At 38.1% G+C, this 22,134-nt stretch carries 19 protein-coding genes and 1 pseudogene; 6 read left to right on the top strand and 14 right to left on the bottom strand.

The features are described from left to right. Window position 1: 1 nt before the first annotated feature. The 3 genes from V5M36_RS05085 to V5M36_RS05075 are packed head-to-tail and all read left to right on the top strand — an operon-like array spanning window position 2 to window position 3,314. A complete protein-coding gene (locus V5M36_RS05085; protein ID WP_338562693.1) occupies window positions 2-1,084 on the top strand; it encodes an HlyD family secretion protein in 1,083 nt (360 codons plus the stop codon). Continuing rightward, complete coding sequence (locus V5M36_RS05080) at window positions 1,084-2,226, top strand: ABC transporter permease (RefSeq protein WP_338562691.1); 1,143 nt, start codon at window positions 1,084-1,086, stop codon at window positions 2,224-2,226. Before V5M36_RS05085 ends, V5M36_RS05080 begins: the two co-directional genes overlap by 1 nt. Then, a complete protein-coding gene (locus V5M36_RS05075; RefSeq protein WP_338562688.1) occupies window positions 2,223-3,314 on the top strand; it encodes an ABC transporter permease in 1,092 nt (363 codons plus the stop codon). Before V5M36_RS05080 ends, V5M36_RS05075 begins: the two co-directional genes overlap by 4 nt. A gap of 145 nt (window positions 3,315-3,459) precedes the next feature. Here V5M36_RS05075 and gyrA read toward each other — a convergent pair whose 3' ends face one another. From gyrA to V5M36_RS05050, 5 genes are all read right to left on the bottom strand, one after another. Further along, a complete protein-coding gene (gene gyrA, locus V5M36_RS05070; RefSeq protein ID WP_338562686.1) occupies window positions 3,460-6,441 on the bottom strand; it encodes a DNA gyrase subunit A in 2,982 nt (993 codons plus the stop codon). Window positions 6,442-6,779: 338 nt separating this feature from the next. Beyond that, on the bottom strand, window positions 6,780-7,217 hold the full coding sequence (locus tag V5M36_RS05065) for a hypothetical protein (RefSeq protein WP_338562683.1): 438 nt from the start codon (window positions 7,215-7,217) through the stop codon (window positions 6,780-6,782). A gap of 513 nt (window positions 7,218-7,730) precedes the next feature. Further along, window positions 7,731-8,663: an FAD-binding protein gene (locus tag V5M36_RS05060; RefSeq protein ID WP_338562681.1), complete on the bottom strand. Its 933-nt coding sequence runs from the start codon at window positions 8,661-8,663 to the stop codon at window positions 7,731-7,733. Between the two features lie 18 nt (window positions 8,664-8,681). Next, window positions 8,682-9,431: an electron transfer flavoprotein subunit beta/FixA family protein gene (locus V5M36_RS05055; protein WP_338562679.1), complete on the bottom strand. Its 750-nt coding sequence runs from the start codon at window positions 9,429-9,431 to the stop codon at window positions 8,682-8,684. Window positions 9,432-9,996: 565 nt separating this feature from the next. After that, on the bottom strand, window positions 9,997-10,602 hold the full coding sequence (locus V5M36_RS05050; protein ID WP_338562678.1) for a LysE family translocator: 606 nt from the start codon (window positions 10,600-10,602) through the stop codon (window positions 9,997-9,999). A gap of 114 nt (window positions 10,603-10,716) precedes the next feature. On the opposite strand from V5M36_RS05050, the gene V5M36_RS05045 reads away from it, so the two are divergent. Both V5M36_RS05045 and V5M36_RS05040 read left to right on the top strand, forming a co-directional pair. Continuing rightward, the gene (locus V5M36_RS05045; protein ID WP_338562676.1) at window positions 10,717-11,211 is read left to right on the top strand and encodes an Lrp/AsnC family transcriptional regulator; all 495 of its coding nucleotides are present in this window, start codon (window positions 10,717-10,719) and stop codon (window positions 11,209-11,211) included. Window positions 11,212-11,243: 32 nt separating this feature from the next. After that, window positions 11,244-11,823, top strand: a pseudogene (locus tag V5M36_RS05040) (GNAT family N-acetyltransferase). A 94-nt stretch (window positions 11,824-11,917) separates the two neighbouring features. Here the strand turns inward: V5M36_RS05040 and V5M36_RS05035 are convergent. From V5M36_RS05035 to V5M36_RS05000, 8 genes are all read right to left on the bottom strand, one after another. Continuing rightward, entirely contained in the window at window positions 11,918-12,289 is a 372-nt protein-coding gene (locus tag V5M36_RS05035; protein ID WP_338562674.1) for a hypothetical protein, read from the bottom strand. A 523-nt stretch (window positions 12,290-12,812) separates the two neighbouring features. Continuing rightward, entirely contained in the window at window positions 12,813-13,700 is an 888-nt protein-coding gene (locus V5M36_RS05030; RefSeq protein WP_338564046.1) for a tyrosine recombinase XerC, read from the bottom strand. 60 nt (window positions 13,701-13,760) lie between these two features. Next, entirely contained in the window at window positions 13,761-14,582 is an 822-nt protein-coding gene (locus tag V5M36_RS05025; RefSeq protein ID WP_338562672.1) for an enhanced serine sensitivity protein SseB C-terminal domain-containing protein, read from the bottom strand. Window positions 14,583-14,628: 46 nt separating this feature from the next. Next, complete coding sequence (locus V5M36_RS05020; protein WP_338562669.1) at window positions 14,629-15,576, bottom strand: IS30 family transposase; 948 nt, start codon at window positions 15,574-15,576, stop codon at window positions 14,629-14,631. A gap of 140 nt (window positions 15,577-15,716) precedes the next feature. Next, a complete protein-coding gene (gene dapF / locus V5M36_RS05015) occupies window positions 15,717-16,568 on the bottom strand; it encodes a diaminopimelate epimerase (protein WP_338562666.1) in 852 nt (283 codons plus the stop codon). A gap of 14 nt (window positions 16,569-16,582) precedes the next feature. Next, the gene (lysA, locus tag V5M36_RS05010) at window positions 16,583-17,827 is read right to left on the bottom strand and encodes a diaminopimelate decarboxylase (RefSeq protein ID WP_338562664.1); all 1,245 of its coding nucleotides are present in this window, start codon (window positions 17,825-17,827) and stop codon (window positions 16,583-16,585) included. 46 nt (window positions 17,828-17,873) lie between these two features. Continuing rightward, the gene (locus tag V5M36_RS05005; protein WP_338562662.1) at window positions 17,874-18,113 is read right to left on the bottom strand and encodes an LptM family lipoprotein; all 240 of its coding nucleotides are present in this window, start codon (window positions 18,111-18,113) and stop codon (window positions 17,874-17,876) included. Between the two features lie 134 nt (window positions 18,114-18,247). Next, window positions 18,248-19,654 carry an amino acid permease gene (locus V5M36_RS05000; RefSeq protein ID WP_338562659.1) on the bottom strand — a complete coding sequence of 469 codons (1,407 nt, stop codon included), beginning with the start codon at window positions 19,652-19,654 and terminating at the stop codon, window positions 18,248-18,250. 317 nt (window positions 19,655-19,971) lie between these two features. On the opposite strand from V5M36_RS05000, the gene V5M36_RS04995 reads away from it, so the two are divergent. After that, window positions 19,972-21,324: an alanine/glycine:cation symporter family protein gene (locus V5M36_RS04995; protein ID WP_338562656.1), complete on the top strand. Its 1,353-nt coding sequence runs from the start codon at window positions 19,972-19,974 to the stop codon at window positions 21,322-21,324. A gap of 228 nt (window positions 21,325-21,552) precedes the next feature. Here V5M36_RS04995 and V5M36_RS04990 read toward each other — a convergent pair whose 3' ends face one another. Beyond that, window positions 21,553-21,960, bottom strand: a complete 408-nt coding sequence (locus tag V5M36_RS04990; protein WP_338562654.1) for a hypothetical protein — start codon at window positions 21,958-21,960, stop codon at window positions 21,553-21,555. Window positions 21,961-22,134: the final 174 nt, after the last annotated feature.

The raw sequence follows: 22,134 nt of genomic DNA, 5'->3' as shown, positions 1-22,134 counted from the left end.
CATGACCAATCCTCAGCACCCAAATGATAACGATAATGAAGAAACTTCAATACTGAATGATGAGCCTGAAAATTCTGAAATGATCTTAGAAAAAGAACCTTTATCCTCTAAGAAAAAGTATTTAATGTTGGCTTTCATTCCCATTATTCTAGCCATAATTGTTTTTGGTTTGTGGAAAAGCTATCAACCCAGTGAAATTGAACTTCAAGGTCGAGTTGAAGCGGAAACGATACAAGTGGCCACTAAACTGCCCAGTCGTATTGATGAAATTTTGGTGCAGGAAGGTGATGTCGTCAAAAAAGGACAAATCTTAATACGCTTAAAAAGCCCTGAAATTGAAGCCAAAAAACAACAAGCATTGGCCGCATTACAATCTGCTTTAGCTTTACAATCAACCGCAGATCGAGGCTCTCAAGATGAAAATACCGCGAGCCTATATGCCAATTGGCAAGCCTTGAAAGCACAACAAAATTTAGCCAAAATTTCTTATCAGCGTGGTGCAAATTTATTTAAAGAAGGCGTAATTTCAAAACAACGTCGTGACGAACTCTATGCTGCATCGCAATCCACTGCACAAATGACTGAAGCAGCCTATCAACAATATGCGCGTTCTCAGCGTGGTAGCACACCACAACAAAAAAGCTCTGCCGATGCACAAGTTGAAATTGCTCAAGCTGCAGTGAATGAAGCCAATGCCTTAGAAGCTGAAACTGTTTTAATGTCTCCCATTGATGGTACTGTTTCTAAAACTTATGGCAATCTGACAGAGTTGGTCGCCACGGCTGTACCTGTCGTCAGTTTAATCTCAGCTGAACGTTGGGTCAGTTTAAATATACGTGAAGATCAATATCCAGCACTGACAAACCATCAAACGCTTGAAGGCTTTATTCCCGCTTTAAACAAAACAGTAACTTTCAAAATAAAAACGATTAGTGCTGAAGGTGAGTTTGCGACCATTAAAACTACGCGCCAAACTGGCGGTTATGACGTCAGAAGTTTTAAAGTCCATCTTGTACCACCCACTGAAATGCCTGAGTTGAAAGTCGGCATGAGCGTTCTTTTTAAAATTAAAGAGCCCAAATAATGTCTCAAGGATTTTGGGCAGGAATGAAGCGTGAGTTAGACTATCTCATGCGTGAAAAATGGGACTTATGCTTAGTCACACTCGCACCTGCATTGATTATTATTTTATTTACTACCATGTTTGCACAAGGCAAACCTGACCATCTTCCGATTGCGATCATTGATCAAGATCAAAGTCGTTTGAGCCATTCGATCTATGCACATGCTGCTCTCAATCACAGCTTAAAAATTCACACAGTCTCTACTCAATCCCATGAGGTCGAAAAACTTCTCAATGAAAATAAAATTTGGGGCTATATTCACATACCCAATGGCGCAGAGCAGCGTTTGGTTCAAGCAAAAGATGCGAATATCAGTATTGCGTTTAATCAAAGCTATTTCAGTATAGGTAATACGATTTCATCTGCCATGTTACTCAGTTCGCTACAAGCCATTGCCGAGTTTAGTCGCGATGAGTATTTGGGCAATGTCATTCCCTATTTAGATGCGCCAATCGCAAACATTAAAATCTCTCCGCTCTACAATCCACATCTTAACTACGAATTATATTTAGAACCATATATGATTCCAGCCATTCTTCACTTGTTGCTTTGTTGCTGTGTAGCATTTGCAGTAGGACAAGAGCTTAAACGTCACACTCTACAAGACTGGTTAAATTATCCATCAATTTGGACTGCTTTAATTTCAAAAAATCTAGTCTATATTCTGATTTTTTGCGCTTGGACTTGGGTATGGATGTTGTGGTTGGTCGAATATCGAGGCTGGTTTATTGCAGGCTCACTCTGGATGATATTGATCGGACAAATTCTATTTTATAGTGCTTATGCTTTTTTAAGCTCAGCTGTTGTTCTGGCCACTCAAGATTTGACTAAATCTTTCGGCATTATTGCCGTCTATGGTGGTTCATCTCTGAGCTTTGCTGGTGTAACTTTACCCTTAAATAATGCACCCGCTTTTACTCAATTTTGGGCGAATATTATTCCTTTTACGCCTTATGCTCAATTACAAATAGAGCAATGGGTTATGGGTAGTCCAATACATATTTCTCTACAACCACTCATGATTCTCGCGCTATATGTGATCGTTTATGGACTCATTTCCTACCTCTGTTTGAAGAAAATACGTCAAGGAGTGATTAAATGAAATCCCTCTGGCAGGCGTATTGTCTTACGTTTAAAGATATTGTCGGGCATAGCAGTATTTTTACGACACTCATTTTATCCGTAATTTTTTATAGTTTTTTTTACCCGACAGCTTATCAGGCGCAGCAAGCTGAATCCTTACCTATAATCATAGTCGATGAAGAGCAAAGTACGCTTACTGCAAATATTATTAACCAAGTCAGTCAAAGCCCCAGTGTCGATATCAAAGCTGTCACTGCTAATTTTAGTGAAGCGAAGCAATGGGTAGAAGCAAAAAAAGCCGATGGTATTTTATTATTGCCCGCAAATTTATCGCACAGTATTCATCATGGAGAAAATGGCGGAATAGGCTTGTATTTAAGTGCAGCCAACTTTTTAGTCACCAAGCAAATTGGACTAGGTTTGGCATCTTCTATTGAAAATAGTTTGGCTGAATATACTGAACGTTTTAATCAAATTTCCGCTTTTAACCCTGCGATATCGGTTCATCAAATTCCATTATTTAATCCGCTTTCAGGTTATGGCAGTTATGTTTTTCCCGCAGTTGCACCGCTTATTATTCATCAGACCATTTTTTTAGGTTTAAGTATGCTCATTGCAGTCTATCGGGAACGAAAAACAAGCTTTAATCTTAATAGTTTTATCGGGATGTGCTTAGCCATCTTTAGTATTGGCTGCTTAGGCTGTCTGTATTTATTTGGCTTCACGCTCTGGTTCTTTGATTATCCACGTGGCGGGAATTTCTTTGGCATGTTGATGGCAGTACCCATCTCGATCTTTTGTATTATTGGACTCACTTGTCTCTTGGCCAGTTATCTAGATATGCCCGAACGTGCGGGTCATGTTATTGTTTTTACATCTATTCCACTGTTTATGTTATCTGGGGTTGCCTGGCCACATGTAGCAATGCCTCACTGGATGCAACTATTGGGGCAAGCCCTTCCCTCCACTCAAATCGTGCAAATGTTTATCCAGTTAAATCAAATGGGCGTTAGTATTGCCATCGTCACGACTAAGTTGTGCTATTTATTGATTGTTGGATCTCTATGTTTCTTCTTTGGCTACCGTCGTTTAAGCAAACAGTTTTAAGATGATATGACGTTGTTTCTAATTTTCATCATCAGTATTCACATATAAAATATTTTGTCTGGACAATAAAACATGATTCTCTCATTCTAAATAATTTTCTAAATAAAAAAGGACGCCGAAGCGTCCTTTTTTATTTTTCTATAGATTATTCATCTAAAGGCTTTTCGTCAGTATCAGTTGTATCTATCTCTTGAACCTCAGTCGCTTCAACTTGCTCAGTTGAAAGCTCTTCACCTTCAATCACTTCTACAAACTCATCTTCTTCGACAGCTTCAACAGAAACCACACCCACCAGTAATTCGTCATTACCTAAGCGGATCAGACGTACACCTTGAGCATTACGGCCAGTTTGTGCCACTTCAGAAGCACGCGTACGTACTAATGTACCGCCATCAGAAATCAACATTAACTCTTTAGATGCATCAATTGAAACAGCACCGATAAGCTCACCATTACGTTCAGAAGTTTTAAGTGCAATCACACCTTTACCACCACGTTTTTTGGTAGGGAAATCGTCTACTGGGGTACGTTTACCGTAACCATTTTCAGAGGCACACAGTACTTCACCTGTTTCAGGCACAACCACCAAAGAAACAATGCGACTAATTAGAACTGAATCAGAATTTTCATCATCTTCAACTTCTACATCAGCATCTTCGGTTTCTTCAACTTGCGCTGAACCAATGGTCACACGCATACCGCGTACACCTTTGGCAGAACGACCCATCGAGCGAACGTCTGTTTCAGCGAAACGAATCGCTTTACCTTCATTCGAGAACAACATAATCTGCTGTTCACCATCCGTAATTGCAACACCAATCAGAGTGTCATCGCCATTCAATTCAATGGCACGTAAACCATTTGAACGAACGTTACTGAACTGCTCTAACTCTACACGCTTAATCGTGCCATATTCCGTTGCCATAAAGACATAGAAGTTCTTACGGACAGCTTCAGCTTGTTGTGCAAAATCATTGATGATCTCATCATCAAGATCAGTAGTAGATAACTCTAGACCTAACTGTTTCAACTGAACACGTAATGCATCAGAGATATCATCTGCACCGTCTTCAGACGCTGTCAAGGCTGCTTCAAGTTCAGCAAAATGACCATTAATCACTTCGTTTTCTTGAAGTTTTACTGCATTCATCGTTACAAAAGTTTTGAATTCTGCTAGACGATCTTTAAATTTCTTCGGCGCATCAATTACTGGCAAGATAGCAGTGATGGTTTCATCTGCATCCAATGGCAATAGATTCACCATTGGGCGACCTTTAGAACCACGAGACGCTTGCGGTACGTCATAAACTTTCAGACGATACACTTTACCCACGTTGGTAAAACACAATACCGTTGCATGATTCGACGTTACAATCAGATGCTGAATGTAATCATCAGTTTTCATCGATGTTGCAGATTTACCACGGCCACCACGACGCTGAGCGGCATAATCAGACAAAGGTTGAGTTTTCGCATAACCTGTTTGAGAAACAGTTAACACCATTTGCTCTTCAGGAATTAAGTCTTCACGTGAAAAATCGATACGTGATTCAACAATTGAAGTTTTACGACCGTCACCGTATTGCTGAAGGATTAATGCCAACTCTTCACGAATAACATCCATCAATAAATCAAAGTCATTCAAGATCGCTGTTAATTCAGCAATTTGCGCTAAAATTTCAGAATATTCAGCATGTAACTTATCTTGTTCAAGACCCGTTAAACGATGTAAACGTAATTCTAGAATTGCACCCACTTGAGTCGGTGACAAACGATAAACACCACCATCAAAACCATATGGCTTAGACAGGTCTTCACCTTCAATAATTTCAGGACGTACCGAAACCGAACCCGCTTTTTCAAGTAGTGCAACGACGCCACCCGCATTCCACTCGCCAGCATGTAAACGCTCACGTGCTTCAGTAGGATTTGCAGACGTTTTGATGGTTTCAATAATTGCATCGATATTTGCAAGTGCAACCGTCAAACCTTCTAAGATATGACCACGTTCACGTGCTTTACGAAGTTCGAACATCGTACGACGCGTCACCACTTCTTGACGATGACGAATAAATGCCGCAACGATGTCTTTCAAGTTCATCAACTTCGGTTGTCCATTGTCTAGACACACCATGTTGATACTGAACGAATTTTCCAACTGCGTGTTTTGGAACAAATTGTTCACAATAACTTCAGCATTTTCACCACGTTTTAAGTCAATGGTGATACGCATACCATCTTTATCAGACTCATCACGTAACTCAGAAATACCTTCGAGTTTTTTCTCTTTTACGAGTTCAGCAATACGCTCAATGGTTCTTGCTTTATTGACTTGATATGGAATTTCAGTGAAAACAATCGTAGTACGACCGTTTTTAGGATCTTCTTCGAAGTGATATTTACCACGAATATGCAGACGACCTTTACCTGTACGGTAAGCATCAACAATCCCTGATTTTCCGTAAATGATACCGCCTGTAGGGAAATCTGGACCTGAAATATGCTCCATTAATCCTTCAATACTGATATTCGGATTATTTGCATAAGCGAGACACGCATTAACCACTTCAGTCAGGTTATGAGGCGCCATATTGGTCGCCATACCCACTGCAATACCAGTTACACCGTTAATGAGTAAGTTTGGCACACGTGTTGGCATCACCTGTGGAATACGCTCAGAACCGTCGTAGTTATCTTCCCACTCTACAGTGTCTTTTTCTAGATCTGCCAAAAGTTCGTGAGTCAATTTACGCATACGAACTTCGGTATAACGCATTGCTGCTGCGCTATCACCATCGACTGAACCAAAGTTACCTTGACCATCAACCAATTGATAACGCAAGCTAAAATCTTGAGCCATACGAACGATAGTTTCATAAACAGCCAAATCACCATGTGGGTGATACTTACCGATTACGTCACCGACCACACGTGCAGATTTTTTATACGCTTTGTTATAGTCATTGCCCAATTCGTGCATAGCGAATAGCACACGACGATGAACAGGTTTTAAACCATCTCTGACGTCTGGTAATGCACGAGATACAATGACACTCATAGCATAGTCGAGATATGAGCTTTTCAGTTCATCCTCAATGGCAATCGGTCTAATTTCCGATACGCTCATGCATACTCCTTATTACAAACAGCGTCTTAATAACTGTTCGATTTATATAATCAATCTTGCAAAAAATTAACCCCCAAAAACACGGGATTAAAATCTAAAATTCAGCCCTCGATTATAGCATAAAAAGTCATTTTTTAATGCCTTCCAAGGCATCTTAATATTGTTAATTTTCTTAAATTTAGGATTTGATTTGCAAACATTTATGGAATCAAAAATATCTGACAAATAGATATAAGATTTCACTCAAAATATTGTCATAAAAAAGCAAAAACCTCCTAAAAAGGAGGTTCTAAAATGACAGCTTAAAATATCAATGTTCTGTACGTTTTATATTGCATTCAACGTTTTTCGTTCTTATTTTTTTCAGCTTTCATCAAACCATATGCAACCACAAATAATCCCAAAATCAAGGGAAATTCATACAACTCTTCAATCAAGTTTTTATTGGAGTTATCCGTTAAAAACAAAGTACCAATATAACGATGGTGTTCAACTGCATCAGAAACAATTAGACCGATAAAAGCAACCACTAGCCCCCATATAGGTATGGCTGATGTTTTAAACTTATGCACAATCTCCTGGCGCAAACTAGACTGAAATAACGGCAATACGACAGACGCAATGAGTAGGATAGAAATGGTTCTAAAATAAATTTTAGGCACTTCTGGCAGGTAGTCACGCCCCCAACTGGTACTACGTCCAAACAGGACTAACCACCAACATATCGCCCATAACCAGAATTGCTTCTGCCCTCTTTGAAGCTCAAAAGGACGCATATAAAAATAGCTAAAGAGAGCGAAAAATAGCAACAAAAATGCCTGCATATTTTCAATAAGACGAACTTCAGTCTCACCCAAAAATGTAAATTGAATGCCATCGAGAAATGGAAAGATTATACATAAGAAAAGAATGACGAAAATCGGCCAAGATAACCTTGTATCAACCAGCAAGACAATACTCCCCCACCCATACAATAGCCGTATTTATGAGCAAAGCTTAAAAAAAAAGAATGGCGAATAATATCACAATTTTCGTTAACGTAATAACAACACATTTATGGTTTTTTAGAAAATTCCATTTTCATCTTTAATTATTTGATCACACATTTTTCAGTTTCGAAATATTTTACCATGTAGAGAAAAATTAAATTCTTGATAACTTTATTATTTAATATACATCCTCTTGATTATCAATTTTAAACTGAGCATAAAAAAATACGTTATTAAAAACAATAAAAATGCCCTAAAATTTCTTTAGAGCATTTTTATTAAGCATAGAAGATCTATAATTTAGATCTTAGACACCAATTCTGGTACAACTGTATTCAAATCACCAACTAACCAGTAATCAGCTACTGCATTGATTGGTGCTTCTTCATCTTTGTTGATCGCAACGATCACTTTAGAATCTTTCATACCAGCCAAATGCTGAATCGCACCTGAAATACCCACAGCAATATATAGGTCTGGTGCAACAATTTTACCTGTTTGACCGACTTGCATATCGTTTGGTACAAAACCAGCATCAACTGCCGCACGTGAAGCACCTTGTGCTGCACCAAGCTTATCCGCCAATGGATCAAGTACAGAGTGATAGTTCTCACCTGAACCTACACCACGACCACCTGAAACCACAATACGAGCAGCCGTTAATTCAGGACGTTCAGATTTAACAATCTCTTCAGAAATAAACTTAGAAATACTCGTATCTTTAACGTCACTCACAGCTTCAACAGCAGCAGAACCACCTGTTGCAGCGACTGGATCAAATGCAGTGCCACGAATCGTTCCTAGCACAACATCTTCTGATGATTCTACAGTTGCAATTGCATTACCAGCATAAATCGGACGTTTAAACGTTTTAGAACTTTCAACTGAAATAATATCAGTGATCATGCTTGCATCTAGAAGTGCAGCAGCACGTGGAAGTACGTTTTTACCGTTAGACGTTGAAGCAGCAAAGATATGGCTATAGCCCTTACCTAAATCAGCCACTAATGCCGCAACATTTTCAGCCAATTGGTTTGCATAAGCAGCATTGTCAGCAAGTAATACTTTGCTTACACCAGCCACTTGAGCAGCTTGGTCTGCAACAGCTTGAGCACCTGAACCTGCAACCAATACAGTGATATCACCACCAATTTTTTGAGCCGCAGCAACAACGTTTAACGTTGCACCATTCAGTGCTTTGTTGTCATGTTCCGCGATAACTAAAATACTCATGATTTTTATCCTTCTGTATTAGATCACTTTCGCTTCGTTTTTAAGTTTATCCACAAGCTCATCTACAGACTTCACTTGTACGCCAGCTTTACGATCTGCAGGCGGCTCAACTTTAACTGTTTTAAGCTTAGTGCCAGCATTTACGCCATAATCTGCAGGAGATTTAGTATCAAGCGGTTTTTTACGCGCTTTCATAATGTTTGGAAGTGCCGCATAACGTGGCTCATTCAAACGTAAATCTGTCGTAATGATCGCAGGAACGTTAAGTTCTACAGTTTGTAGACCACCATCAACTTCACGAGTCACCTGTACAGTAGTGCCTTCAACTTTAATTACTGAAGCAAATGTACCTTGACCCGCACCAAGTAAAGCACCCAACATTTGACCAACTTGATTCGAGTCGTCATCAATTGCTTGTTTACCTAGAAGAATAAGTTCTGGTTTTTCTTGCTCTACGATGCCTTTAAGAATCTTAGCCACTTCAAGTGCACCGATCTCATCAGCAGTTTCAACCAAAATACCACGGTCTGCACCAAGCGCCATCGCAGAACGGATTTGTTCTTGCGCTTCTTTAGGACCAATAGAAACAACGATGATTTCTGAAACAGTTCCCTTTTCTTTTAAACGAACCGCTTCTTCCACTGCGATTTCACAGAATGGGTTAATCGACATCTTAACGTTTGTTAGATCAACGCCACTATTGTCAGGTTTAACACGAACTTTGACGTTGGCATCAACCACACGCTTTACAGCAACAAGAGCCTTCATGTAATCCTCGGCTGTTATATCAAAAGTAAATATTAAGAAAAGTTATAATAACTCTTCATTTAAAATTTTTAGGTGCCCTATCTTGCAATGTGATTGGCATTTCGGTCAAGTCACAATTCGCAAAAGTGTGGAAAAAATAGTGAATAAATACTTACTGATGCGTTCAATAATATTTTTAGCTAAATAACTTGTTTATAATCAAAGACTATTTAAATTATTTTAAGCTTTGATTTATATTATTTTTTTAATTCATGAGTATCATAAATTTTTTTGATTGATTGAATTAATTTCCGCAAAAGTTCATCGCTTTCTCTCTATATTACCTATTTGTCTGATTTGTTAAATTCTGTCATTTAAGACAGCATTCTCATAAAACCTTACAATTAAATACAAAATCGATGAACAATATTCAGACGAAATCATAATGTATAAAAAAAGCACGCTATTAAAAAGATAATGAGACGTGCTTTATAAATTTAAATACTCAAAAAATGTTTATTTTTAGCACTCTATATTTGCTAATAGATGATGAATAACGACTTTTGGAAGAAGCATAATATAGAGATTAATGACTCATTAGCCAACTTGCAGCGAGAGCCAATAACACACCTGATCCACCATCAACCCATTTCTGTTTACGTTCATCAATATTGGATTTTTGAGTCAGTTTAGCAAAAACAAAACTGAGACTCGAATACACCACAAAACATAAACCTATAAAAATGAATGATAAAAGTAGACCCTGAATCACTGTATTACCGGTCTTCGTCATAAACTGAGGTAAAATAGCGAAATAAATTAGCATTCCTTTGGGATTTAATAATGCTGTAAAAAAACCTTTTTGAATGGGGCTAGCGGTATGCTTCATATCAATGATTATTTTTTTCGGGCCAAAAACTGATTTCAGCAAACTTGTTGCAAGAAAAAGTAAATATGCGATACCTAACCAACGGATTGTTTCAAATAGCACAGGAAACGATACGATAATTGCGGCAATACCCAATGCTACCAAAATCGAATGTATTAAATATCCCATGCAAACGCCTAGAGTCGCTTTTATGCCCGCTTTAATATCTTTAGTCATCACCTGAGACAAGATAAACAACATGTCAGGACCTGGGGTAAAGATAAGCGGCAGTACTGTTAAGGCAAAAAGCGCGTAGAGGGACATTTTCTTATTCCATTTCAATCCACTAAAATGAAAAAGTAGTATCTTCGTATTTACATAAAATAGGATTTCAAATATTCTATTTTTTATATTAATTTTCAAATTATATTCTAATATATGAAGCTACTTTCAAATTCTATTTCAGTAAAGCTAGATCGAACTGATAAAAGTATCATTCATGCTTTACAAAAGAATGGGCGAATCCAAAATAACGATTTAGCCAAGGAAATTGGCTTATCTCCTTCCTCCTGTTTACGTCGAGTCAAAATATTAGAAGAAGCAGGTGTCATTCAAAATTACACCACGGTCGTTGATCCTCAAAAAATCGGTTTACAACTCATCCTTTTTTCTCGAATTTGGTTATTGGGTCAAGATGCTGAAACGATTGATAAATTCATTGAAGCGATGAGAGAGCTTCCACAAGTGATGGAATGCTATATTATTTTAGGTGAATGTGATGCCATGCTTAAAGTCGTGGTATCAGATCTTGAAAGTTACCGAAAGTTTCAATCTGCACACTTAACCAAAAAAAATGGTATCACCAGCGTTAAAACAGATTTGCCCAGTCAAATTATCAAACAAAGTTTTCAACTCCCACTCGATCAGCTTTGATGGACATCGTTTATTTGATGGGCAGAGATTAAATGACAATTCAACTTGAAACACCCAGATTAATCTTAAGGGCTTGTCAGGATTCAGATCTAAAGACTTTTTATGAAATGTATCAAGATCAGGACGTCATGCGTTATTTCCCTCAACGCTTGACTGCGGCAGAAAGTCAGCGTTTAGCGCGATTAATTCAAAGTTTTATTGAACAACAAGGTTGGGATTTCTGGGCGCTGGAGCTAAAAGAAACAGGAGAATTTTTAGGATTTATAGGTCTACATGCTCAGCCCACAAAGTTTGAATTTTCACCTTGTACTGAAATTGGTTGGCGTTTAAAACGTTCTGCTTGGCGACAGGATTTTACTTAAGTATTATGCTTATGAAGCAGCGGTTGCGAGCTTAAACTTTGGTTTTAATACTTTAAGATTAGATCAAATCGTGGCATTTACCGCTTCTTTGAATCATCCCTCTAAAAATCTCATGCAACGTTTAGGCATGTCTGAAATTTAAAGCTTTGAACACCCTGACGTTGCTGAAAATAGCCCATTAAAACAACATATTCTATATGCGATTACAGCTGCACAATTTATGCATCATACAAACGATTGGTCTGATTAAAATAAAACAATAACTTTCAATGCATCTAAATATTAGATTGATTAAATTTATTGTTTTAATTAAGTTTTGAAGTTTTAAAGTTTTAACTTGTGCCTTAAGCCTCTTGCTGATTTAAAAAATCACGATGTACATGACTTAAATCGATCAAATCGTATTGTTCAAGTGCGAATATTTTCCAAACTTCGATAAAATCTTCTTTACTGTCTATACTCAAATTGGGGTTTGTGCGCTCTTGCCACTGTTTGTCAGAAATCCAAATATAATGAACATCTGTCGCTAAACAGGTGGCTTGAATTTTCCCTTCAGCATTTACCCCAAGAACAATTGCTTGATCTGGAAGCGCATTCATAATTTGAGGTAGGCTAATTTCAACAAAATGTTTCACCTGACGTAACCCATATCCTTTAAAAATTTCTTTTTGCGCTGTTGTCAGTCGTTGATATTTTTCATCAAGTTCAGGGATCATTTGTCTACCTAAGCATCCATTTATTCGAAAAGTGAATTGTTTAAATTAGCACCAATATATGCATTAAAAAGATATACAGGAGTGAATTAAAAAAAACAATTACTCTTTAGCATTGATTGACCAAAAAAGGTCAAGCGCTATCAATAAATCGCAAAGTTCAATCACCATAAATTAATATTATTAGATGATTTAATAAATTATTAAACTTACTTAAAGTACCTAAAAATAAGGCATGAGCATCAAATAATATTTAAATTTTTCAAATATCTTCAAAAATGATTTCTCTGTTAAAGAACCAATAAGAATCAGAAATTCTCATGAAATTTCATGTGCTAACAGATATCAATCTTAAGTTTTTTCGCAGCAGCGTTTGACGATGCTCTATTCTTAAATATTGTAACCGCATCTGAAAAAATGAATGTTACACATCAGATATTCATTCATACAACAGCGATAAAAACCTATGCTTATTTAATTAGATTCCTTAGCAATATATTTAAGATAATAATGCTCTAAACACTTTTTATCGCTTCGACGCTCTTGGATGTGTCTGATCATAGACCTGTGCCAATCGCTCAAAATCCAACTGAGTATAAATTTGTGTCGTTGACAAAGAGCTATGTCCTAACATTTCCTGCACAGCTCTTAAATCACCGCTATTGGAAAGCATATGACTGGCAAAACAATGACGTAATAGATGGGGATGCAAGTCGACATTAACCCCTGCTCTTTGTGCTTGGATTTTCACTCTTTTTTCAATTTGCCGTGGTGATAAAGCATTTCCAGACTGAGAAATAAAAACAGGAGAATCTGCTTCAAATTTTCCACACCAGATTTGATAAACCTTTAACCATTCAATCAAACTTTCTTTTGCTTTAGAACCAAAAGGAACGATTCGGGTTTTATTCCCCTTACCCGTTATACGCAAAAGCTGTCTAGTAAAATCTATATCCTTTATTGCTAAGCCTTGAATTTCTGCCAGTCGTAAACCACTTGAATAAAGTAATTCTAGTAAAGCTTTATCACGAATCCACAGTTGTTGATCGACCGGTTTGATCGGTGCAGCTTGATCGAGTATTCGATTCACAGTTTCGATATCCACCATTCCCGGTAGTGGTCTCGATTGTCGCTTGATTTTAAAGTCATGAATTGGATTCATATCTAAATAATTATTTTCTTTTCCCCACTTCATAAACTGTCGAATTGAAGTTAGATGACGCTGTAAACTGGTCGAGTTAAGCTGGTCTTTTTCAACTTTAAGTGCGAGATATTCTCTTAAATCTGAAGCTTCAACTTGGATAAGTTCGATTTCTTTGGCGTAGCAAAAATTAATAAAACCAGATACATCCCTAAAATAAGCATCTAAAGTGTGTTCTGAATGGTTTTGTATTTTACGCTCTTTGAGCCACATTGAGAGCAATTGCATTGCACCATGCTGCATCGTACTTTCCATAAATTTGACCAATGCCCGTTATGAAAACAGTTTAGCAAAGAAACCTTTTTTCTGTTGTTTTTGGCGAATATAAAATGCGTCAGTTTGGTTTAATAAATAATGATGGATATCTTGATCCGATTTTTGTGGATCCAAATGGAGAAGATCAACGGTTATTTTCACCTCCAAACAATCATTTGCAACTTGCCCAATCGTCGCATGTAGACGATTCATTTTATCCGTCTCTAGTACGTCGCCAAATAATAACCCGATAATCAAAGAAGGTGCTTGACCACTTGCAGGATTATAACTTTGTGCAAAAAATGCTGAATCCACTTCAGGGTATTGAGTGAATAATTTTGCCAATTGATCTAACATAAAATCAGGGCGTTGCTTAGGTTGTCCCAGCATGATCTCAGTTTCAGCTTCTATTTCATGAGATTCACTTTGATCACTATAGTCCCCCTCTAGTAAATATTGAATTTCATAGGGTGTGAATTCTTTGATCGCATTCGATTCTGGATTCAGAATAAGCAATGATCCCTGTGTCATTTCAAAAAAAACTTTACAAGACAAACATATAAAATTTTCATGTGATTCAAAGGCAAGACTCATTTTTTCAAGCGATGTAAAAAACGGAATGATTCGACCATACTGCTCATTCGGCCAAGATTTGATATTCACCGTAGAATTCTCTTCCAAATATCTTTCTTGAGTCTGAGAATCATCAATTTGCTCCGTAGAGCCAGGAAAATAAATATCGGAATTCATGAGTTGCTCTAAGAATTCAGCACGATATGCTGGCTCATGTAGTGCCTGTAAAAACAGTTCTTCTAATTGCTTTTCGAGTGCTTTATTCATTTTATATTTAACTTATTGTTTTAGAATATCGTTCATTTTATAACACTTAGATTATCGTTTGAAGTGCAACACCATGTTGTTGGCATAATACCTGACTCGGACTTTTAAAGCCGAGTCTTTTTCTTGGACGTTGATTCAAACGTTGAGTGATTTCTGAAATATACTCATCCGTGTAATGATTTAAATCACCACCTTTCCTTATGTATTGTCTGATTAATCCATTGGTGTTTTCATTTGTACCTCGTTGCCAAGCACTGTAGGGATCTGCGAAATACCAATCCAAATCAAGTTCTTGAGCAATATGCTCATGCAAACTGAACTCTTTGCCATTGTCTGCAGTTATTGTTTTCAATTGGTCTTTGATGGGGGTGAGTAGATTGATGGTCGCTCTGCTTATGTCTTCAGCCTTACGTGTATTGCACTTTGTTAGCCAAAGATAGCCTGTTCTTCGATCTACAATTGAAACTAAAGATTGTTGATGATTTTTACCTACGATCGTATCTATCTCCAAGTCACCAAAGCGAGTCCGTTCCTCAACCTCATGCGGTCTTTCATGAATGCTTTTACGATGAGTGAGCTGACCGCGGGTTTCAGGAGAACCATATTTTCTCTTTCTTTGATTTCTGAAACGTAGGTTGTGGAAAAGCACGCCACCATTTCTTTTATTCTGTTTTATAAACCTGTAAATAGAATGCAGACTGACTGCTACGTGAGAAGCAATTTGTTCAGGGCTCCATTGTAGGTTTAGGTAAGAAATGACAAGCGCCCAAATATGAGATGGGATTCTTTTAGGATTGGAGCGATGACGTTTTAAAGCGACTTTATGTGCATGTTTAGCGAAGTAACCATTTCTAGCTTTATTTCGGGTGATTTCTCTAGAGATCGTTGCTGGTGAACGATTTAAACGCCAAGCGATATAGCGTTTGGAAAAACCTTCACGTAACAGGGTATAAATCTGATATCGTTCTTCTTGAGTAAGATGAGTATAGTTCATGATGCAACTTTGACTTTGGTCGGTCGGAAGCAAAATGCTATCTCATCTTGCTTCTTTCCAATAATTTAATCTCTGTTGCACTTCATTTAAGAATCTAAGACATAAAAAAAGCGCTGATGAATCAGCGCTTTTTTTATAATTTATTGCTCAGGTTGAAAGTATCGTAAATCTAAACGACCTTCATAAACCGTTGCAGTTGGACCTGTCATCCAAACCACATCACCTTCTTTCCACTCAATGTGCAAAGTTCCGCCTGCCAATTCAATTTTCACATTATTCGACAACAGTCCACGGCGCATCCCTGAAACCGCCGCAGCACAAGCACCTGTACCACAGGCTAAAGTCTCACCCACGCCACGTTCAAAAACACGAAGTCGGGCATGATTTTCATCAATAATTTGCATGAATCCAGCATTAACATTTTGTGGAAAGCGCTCATGAGACTCAACTTGAGGGCCTAGTTTTGCAACATCCGTAGTCAAAACATCAGCCACAATCGTTACGGCATGAGGATTACCCATATTCACCACATCGATGGTCAAATGCTCATTATTGGCTAAATCCAAAGTATAGAGTTCACTGCTTTGTTCTGCGACAAATGGAATTTCTGCAGGTGAAAACTTTGGATATCCCATGTTGACACGTACCCAACCATTCACACCCAACTCTGGTTCAACAATTCCTGATTTTGTCTGAACCTTAAATTTAGTCTTGTTGGTGAGCTTGCGCTCATGAACAAATTGAGCAAAACAGCGCACACCATTACCACATTGTTCAACTTCAGAACCATCAGCATTAAAAATACGATATTTAAAATCTACATTTGGATGATCTGGCGTTTCAACAATTAACAATTGATCAAAACCTATCCCAAAATTACGATCAGCTAAACGACGGATCAAAGTGGCATCGAGATAAGCACGTTGACTGATCAAGTCAACCACCATAAAGTCATTACCTAAACCATGCATTTTGGTGAATTCTAATAACATTTAAAAATTCTCCTTTACGGTAATAAACGCTCTGTTGCCCACAATGATTCTATTGTTTCACGCTCTCGAATCAAATGTGCTTGGTCTCCATCCACCATCACTTCAGCAGCACGACCACGTGAATTGTAGTTTGAGCTCATGACAAACCCATAAGCTCCAGCGCCTAAAACGGCTAGATGATCATTTGCTTCAATCGCAAGTTCGCGTTCTTTACCTAAAAAGTCACCTGTCTCACAAATCGCACCGACAACATCCCAAACTTTTGCGTCTCGAGCCGCTGTCTGATCCACTTCCTGAATATCCATCCAAGCTTCATATAAAGACGGACGAATTAAGTCATTCATCGCCGCATCAACAATGGCGAAATTACGATGCGTGGTTGGTTTCAACAAATCAACTTTAGTCACCAATACGCCAGCATTGGCTGAAATGCTACGACCAGGCTCCATATACACTTTCATACCCAGCTTTTCTAAAGCAGGTTTCATAGCGTTGGCATATTCTGCAACAGTAGGAGGCACTTCGTCTTTATACCTAACACCTAAACCACCGCCGATGTCGATGTGTTTTAACTGAATTCCTAACGTTTTTAGGTGATCAATCATGCTAATCACACGATCAAGCGCATCTACGAAAGGTTGGGTTTCAGTCAATTGCGACCCAATATGGCAATCAATTCCGATTAAATCTAAGTTCGATAACGACGCTGCATATTGATAGGTTGCAAATACTGCATCAGATGGAATACCAAATTTATTCTCTTTCAATCCAGTTGAAATATAAGGATGTGTTTTCGCATCTACATCTGGATTTACCCGCAATGAGATGGGCGCTTGCTTGCCCAGTTCAGCAGCAACTTTTTGAATACGATCTAATTCTGCGTAAGATTCAACATTAAAACACGCGATTCCCACTTCAAGTGCTTTACGAATGTCAGCTTCTGTTTTTCCTAAACCTGAAAAAACAATCTTAGATGCATCACCACCTGCAGCCAAAACACGTGCAAGTTCACCGCCAGTTACGATGTCAAAACCAGAACCTAGCTTTGCCAGCACACTCAAAACTGCAATATTTGAGTTTGATTTCACTGCAAAACAAATTTGATGATCAATAAAGTTGAATGCACGATCCATATCCAAATAATGTTTTTCAAAAGATGCTTTTGAATATACATAAAGTGGTGTGCCGAATTGCTGCGCGAGTTGATCGAGTGAACATTGTTCCGCGTGCAAAACCCCATTGATCCGTGGAAAAGTCATGAATGTATCCTATCTTTGAAGCGTTTGAGAGAGTCTCATTAAAAAACTATTGAGTCTCAGAAATTTCTGAAGCTGCTTGCTGATCTATCAGGTTTGCAGCTTGCTTGTTACCGTCTTGCTCAGTTTGATTTTGTGGCTGAGGTTGAGATTCGGTCTTTTTGTGAAGTAAATATTGAGCACGTTTATCGTAATTAGGATCACTGGGTAATTGTAAGGCGCCTGTTTGCCCACAGCCCACCATCGAAGCCATCACCAATAGACTTAAGCAACCAATAACATTACGCATCCGACACTCTTTTTCTATAGAATTTTGAGAAGTATAACCTGATCATTCATTTGACCAAAGTGCTAAAACATAACAGATTCAATTCAAAAAAAAACGCCAGCAAATTGCTGACGTTTTATCAACGATATATTCAATTATTTCAGATTTTTATCCTTATAAAATCCAAAATAACCGATGAGTAAAATAATGAACCAAATTGGACTCACCATCAGTGCTTTCATCGTATCCGCTTCAAGAGATAAGATATAAATCATGCCAATAAAGAAGATAATAACGATCCAGCACGTAAACAATCCACCTGGTAATTTAAAGGTCGATTTAGCATGTAATTCTGGACGCGTCTTGTAATACACCATATAGCTCCAGATAATCATCAACCAAACACAAATAAATAAAATGGTTGATAATGTGGTTGCTAAAGTGAATGCTTCAACTGTATTTGGAACGAAATACTGCAAGGCAGCACCCGCCAACAAACATACTGTAGAAAAATAAAGTGCGTTCGCAGGCACAGCACGTCTATTTAATTTACCAAATGCTTTCGGACCCTGTTCATCACGTGAAAGACCAAAAAGCATTCGTGACGTTGAAAATACACCACTATTCATCGATGACATGACCGAAGACAAGACCACCAAATTCATGATAATCGCTGCTGCTGCAATTCCAGCCTGACTAAATAGGTTTACAAATGGACTAACCGCAGGATTAATTTGGTTCCATGGTGTAACAGACATAATGATGACTAATGACAGCACATAGAAAATAATGATTCGAATGGGAATTGAATTTACCGCTTTAGGTAAATTACGCTCTGGATCTTTGGTTTCAGCCGCTGTTGTCCCGACCAACTCAACGCCAACAAAAGCGAAAATAGCAATTTGAAAACCGGCTAAGAAACCTGTCAATCCTGTGGGGAACATTCCACCATGGCTCCACAAATGAGTAAATGAAGCCACTTCACCCACAGTCGATGTAAAACCAGTAAAGATCATCCAACAACCTACTGCGATTAAAACAACAATCGCAATGATTTTAATCATCGCAAACCAAAACTCTAACTCACCAAACAGACGAACAGTGAGGAGATTCAAACCTGTGATAAATAAAATAGCTGCCGTACTAATCATGACCCCTTCAACAGGCGTGAAAGGTAAACCATGATTAAAAAATTGTAGATAATAAATAATCGCGGATAAGTCTGCGATGCCAATAGTAATCCAGCATAACCAGTAGGTCCATCCAACAAAGTACCCAGCCCATGGTCCAATTAAATCGGTACTAAAATCGATGAACGACTTATATTGCAAATTTGAAAGTAATAACTCGCCAAGCGCGCGCATGACCAGAAAAACCATTAAACCAATAATCATGTAAATAAACAGTATCGATGGCCCTGCTAGACTAATTGTCTTTCCAGAACCCATGAACAATCCTGTTCCTATTGCACCTCCAATCGCGATTAACTGTAAATGGCGATTAGATAAACTGCGTTGTAACTCACCGTCTTCGGTAGGCGAATTTGTTATTTGATCCGACATTATTACATTCACCTTCTTTTCTAACTGGCCCAAATTAACTCAAAAACTGGGCATTTCAAAAAGAAAATTTGCACGATCTATATTTTCCTTTCACTTCTTAAAAATCATTCATTTTTCTTATATCAGGTATTGATTAAATATCATTCGAATTATATTTCATAAAGCCTTCATAAATAGATTGAATTATCACCACAAATATGTAAGAAATATTAGATTAATAATTTCACGAAGGGATATCGTGAAGATATCTAAAACAATGGCATAAGCCTTGCTTTATATAACATTTATAACAAACACTAAAATGATAAGGATGAACTATGCAAGAATTACAATCCATTATGGAAACATTAAGTGGCTGGGTATGGGGACCGTATATGCTGGTTCTTATTGTCGGAACTGGTGTATTTCTAACCTTTAGACTGCTGTTCTGGCAATTTCGAATGTTGCCTTTTGCGTTTAAACAAGTCTTTGGTAAACATCCAAATAAAAAAGATACGGGTGATATTTCTCAATTTGCATCATTAATGACCGCACTTTCTGCAACCATTGGAACAGGTAATATTGCGGGTGTTGCAACAGCTTGCGTGCTGGGTGGTCCAGGTGCCGTATTCTGGATGTGGATGACTGCTTTATTCGGTATGGCGACCAAATATGGTGAAGGTGTTTTGGCGGTTAAGTACCGAATTAAAAATGAAAAAGGTGAAATGTCAGGTGGTCCGATGTATTACATCGAACGCGGCTTAAAATGGAAATGGCTGGCGTTAATTTTTGCACTATTTGGTACTTTGGCTTCATTTGGTATTGGTAGCTCGGTACAGTCCAATACTGTTGCCTTAGCCGTACAAAACAGTATGGGTATTCAAACCTGGGTAACCGGACTCATTATTACCGCCTTATCTGCTTTGGTGATTTTGGGTGGTATTAAAACTATTTCTAAAGCGTCTTCTGTGATTGTTCCTGTAATGGCGGTTGGATATGTGGCTGGTGGTTTAATTATTATTTTCAATAATCTAGAATTGGTAGGCCCAGCTTTAAAAATGATCTTCACCTATGCTTTTACGGGTGAAGCTGCTGTAGGTGGCGCAATAGGTGCTGCAATTCGTTACGGTGTAGCACGTGGTGTATTTTCTAACGAAGCAGGTATGGGTTCTGCGCCTATTGCCGCTGCTGCTGCAAAAACCGACCACCCTGCTCGTCAAGGGTTAGTGTCGATGACGGGAACCTTTATTGATACGATTATCGTCTGCTCGATCACCGGTATTGTGTTGGTAATGGGCTATATCATGGCGGGTAATTCTTTCGGCGGCCAAACAGGTGCGGTATTAACCATTAGTGCATTTGATAAATTACTTCCGGGCGTTGGTGGCTGGATTGTGACCTTAGGTATTATTTTCTTTGCTTATTCGACCATTTTGGGTTGGAGTTATTATGGCGAAAAATGTTGTACCTATTTATTGGGTGAAAAGTATGTGCTTCTTTACCGTTTGATTTACATCGCCTCTGTATTTATCGGCTGTATTGCTACGCTTGATTTAGTCTGGCTATTTGCAGACACCTTCAACGGCCTAATGGCAGTACCGAACCTTATTGCGTTGCTCTTATTGTCAGGTGTGATCGCCAAAGAATCTAAAGACTTTATTGCACGACGTAAATCTGGTGAACTCTATTAATGTGTGAAAAGTTAATCTGTGAAGAATTAATTTGTGAAAATGGTGAAATGAATCTGTGAAGATGAGTTATTTCCAAATCCATTAAATCAATAAAAAGCCACTGATGTGGCTTTTTATATTTCTAAAATTCTCTTACGAAATTCATCTAAGTTAAACATATTATTTAAGTAAACCTAAGTTCAGCTAATCTAAATCAATCAGGACATAACTCAGCTAAGCTCAACGTCCTTAAGATGGCGTACCTGTCCAACCATCATCTTCAGCACTGTTATTCAAATGATCTGCTTCGATTTCTAATGCAAGTTCTAAAGACAATACAAAGAATAAAACACCATCGAGTCTCATATTGCCTTCATCATCTTCCAAATACTCACTCAGCTCTTGATAAGCCGGATCCGTTTCATCGAAAGGTATATCGATGTAAATATCACCCGAATATGTATCAACATAATCTTCTTGTTCAAGTCCCATACAAGGTTGATATGCGATTTCATGATCTTCAAGCCATGCAAGAACAATCGAACGGATCGGATCATCGCCTTGATCATTTTCCTCAAAATTTTCAAAATGTACGAACAGTACATCACGATTTTTTTCACGTGCGATCGCATCAATATGTTGCAGCGCTGGTTGCATATCGTGTTCCATTTTAATAAAAGCTTATCGCCATTATAGAGTGCATAATCTTTTTCAACAGCGTGACATTGAAATAAAACAAGCTTCAAAATGAGAATATTGATGTTTCAAATCTAAAGTCATGGTGTTCATTCATATTCACCGCTATGCTATTTCACAACTCTGTTCTCTTTG

Origin of the sequence: Acinetobacter sp. KS-LM10 (assembly GCF_036896575.1) — a bacterium.
Classification (GTDB): Bacteria; Pseudomonadota; Gammaproteobacteria; order Pseudomonadales; family Moraxellaceae; genus Acinetobacter; species Acinetobacter avistercoris.
This window is presented reverse-complemented; position numbering and strand designations above follow the sequence as displayed.

Coding starts and splice junctions, on each gene's coding strand:
- V5M36_RS05085 (WP_338562693.1), top strand. CDS start 2: ATGACCAATCCTCAGCACCCAAATGATAACGATAATGAAGAAACTTCA.
- V5M36_RS05080 (WP_338562691.1), top strand. CDS start 1,084: ATGTCTCAAGGATTTTGGGCAGGAATGAAGCGTGAGTTAGACTATCTC.
- V5M36_RS05075 (WP_338562688.1), top strand. CDS start 2,223: ATGAAATCCCTCTGGCAGGCGTATTGTCTTACGTTTAAAGATATTGTC.
- gyrA (WP_338562686.1), bottom strand. CDS start 6,441: ATGAGCGTATCGGAAATTAGACCGATTGCCATTGAGGATGAACTGAAA.
- V5M36_RS05065 (WP_338562683.1), bottom strand. CDS start 7,217: ATGCGTCCTTTTGAGCTTCAAAGAGGGCAGAAGCAATTCTGGTTATGG.
- V5M36_RS05060 (WP_338562681.1), bottom strand. CDS start 8,663: ATGAGTATTTTAGTTATCGCGGAACATGACAACAAAGCACTGAATGGT.
- V5M36_RS05055 (WP_338562679.1), bottom strand. CDS start 9,431: ATGAAGGCTCTTGTTGCTGTAAAGCGTGTGGTTGATGCCAACGTCAAA.
- V5M36_RS05050 (WP_338562678.1), bottom strand. CDS start 10,602: ATGTCCCTCTACGCGCTTTTTGCCTTAACAGTACTGCCGCTTATCTTT.
- V5M36_RS05045 (WP_338562676.1), top strand. CDS start 10,717: ATGAAGCTACTTTCAAATTCTATTTCAGTAAAGCTAGATCGAACTGAT.
- V5M36_RS05035 (WP_338562674.1), bottom strand. CDS start 12,289: ATGATCCCTGAACTTGATGAAAAATATCAACGACTGACAACAGCGCAA.
- V5M36_RS05030 (WP_338564046.1), bottom strand. CDS start 13,700: ATGTGGCTCAAAGAGCGTAAAATACAAAACCATTCAGAACACACTTTA.
- V5M36_RS05025 (WP_338562672.1), bottom strand. CDS start 14,582: ATGAATAAAGCACTCGAAAAGCAATTAGAAGAACTGTTTTTACAGGCA.
- V5M36_RS05020 (WP_338562669.1), bottom strand. CDS start 15,576: ATGAACTATACTCATCTTACTCAAGAAGAACGATATCAGATTTATACC.
- dapF (WP_338562666.1), bottom strand. CDS start 16,568: ATGTTATTAGAATTCACCAAAATGCATGGTTTAGGTAATGACTTTATG.
- lysA (WP_338562664.1), bottom strand. CDS start 17,827: ATGACTTTTCCACGGATCAATGGGGTTTTGCACGCGGAACAATGTTCA.
- V5M36_RS05005 (WP_338562662.1), bottom strand. CDS start 18,113: ATGCGTAATGTTATTGGTTGCTTAAGTCTATTGGTGATGGCTTCGATG.
- V5M36_RS05000 (WP_338562659.1), bottom strand. CDS start 19,654: ATGTCGGATCAAATAACAAATTCGCCTACCGAAGACGGTGAGTTACAA.
- V5M36_RS04995 (WP_338562656.1), top strand. CDS start 19,972: ATGCAAGAATTACAATCCATTATGGAAACATTAAGTGGCTGGGTATGG.
- V5M36_RS04990 (WP_338562654.1), bottom strand. CDS start 21,960: ATGCAACCAGCGCTGCAACATATTGATGCGATCGCACGTGAAAAAAAT.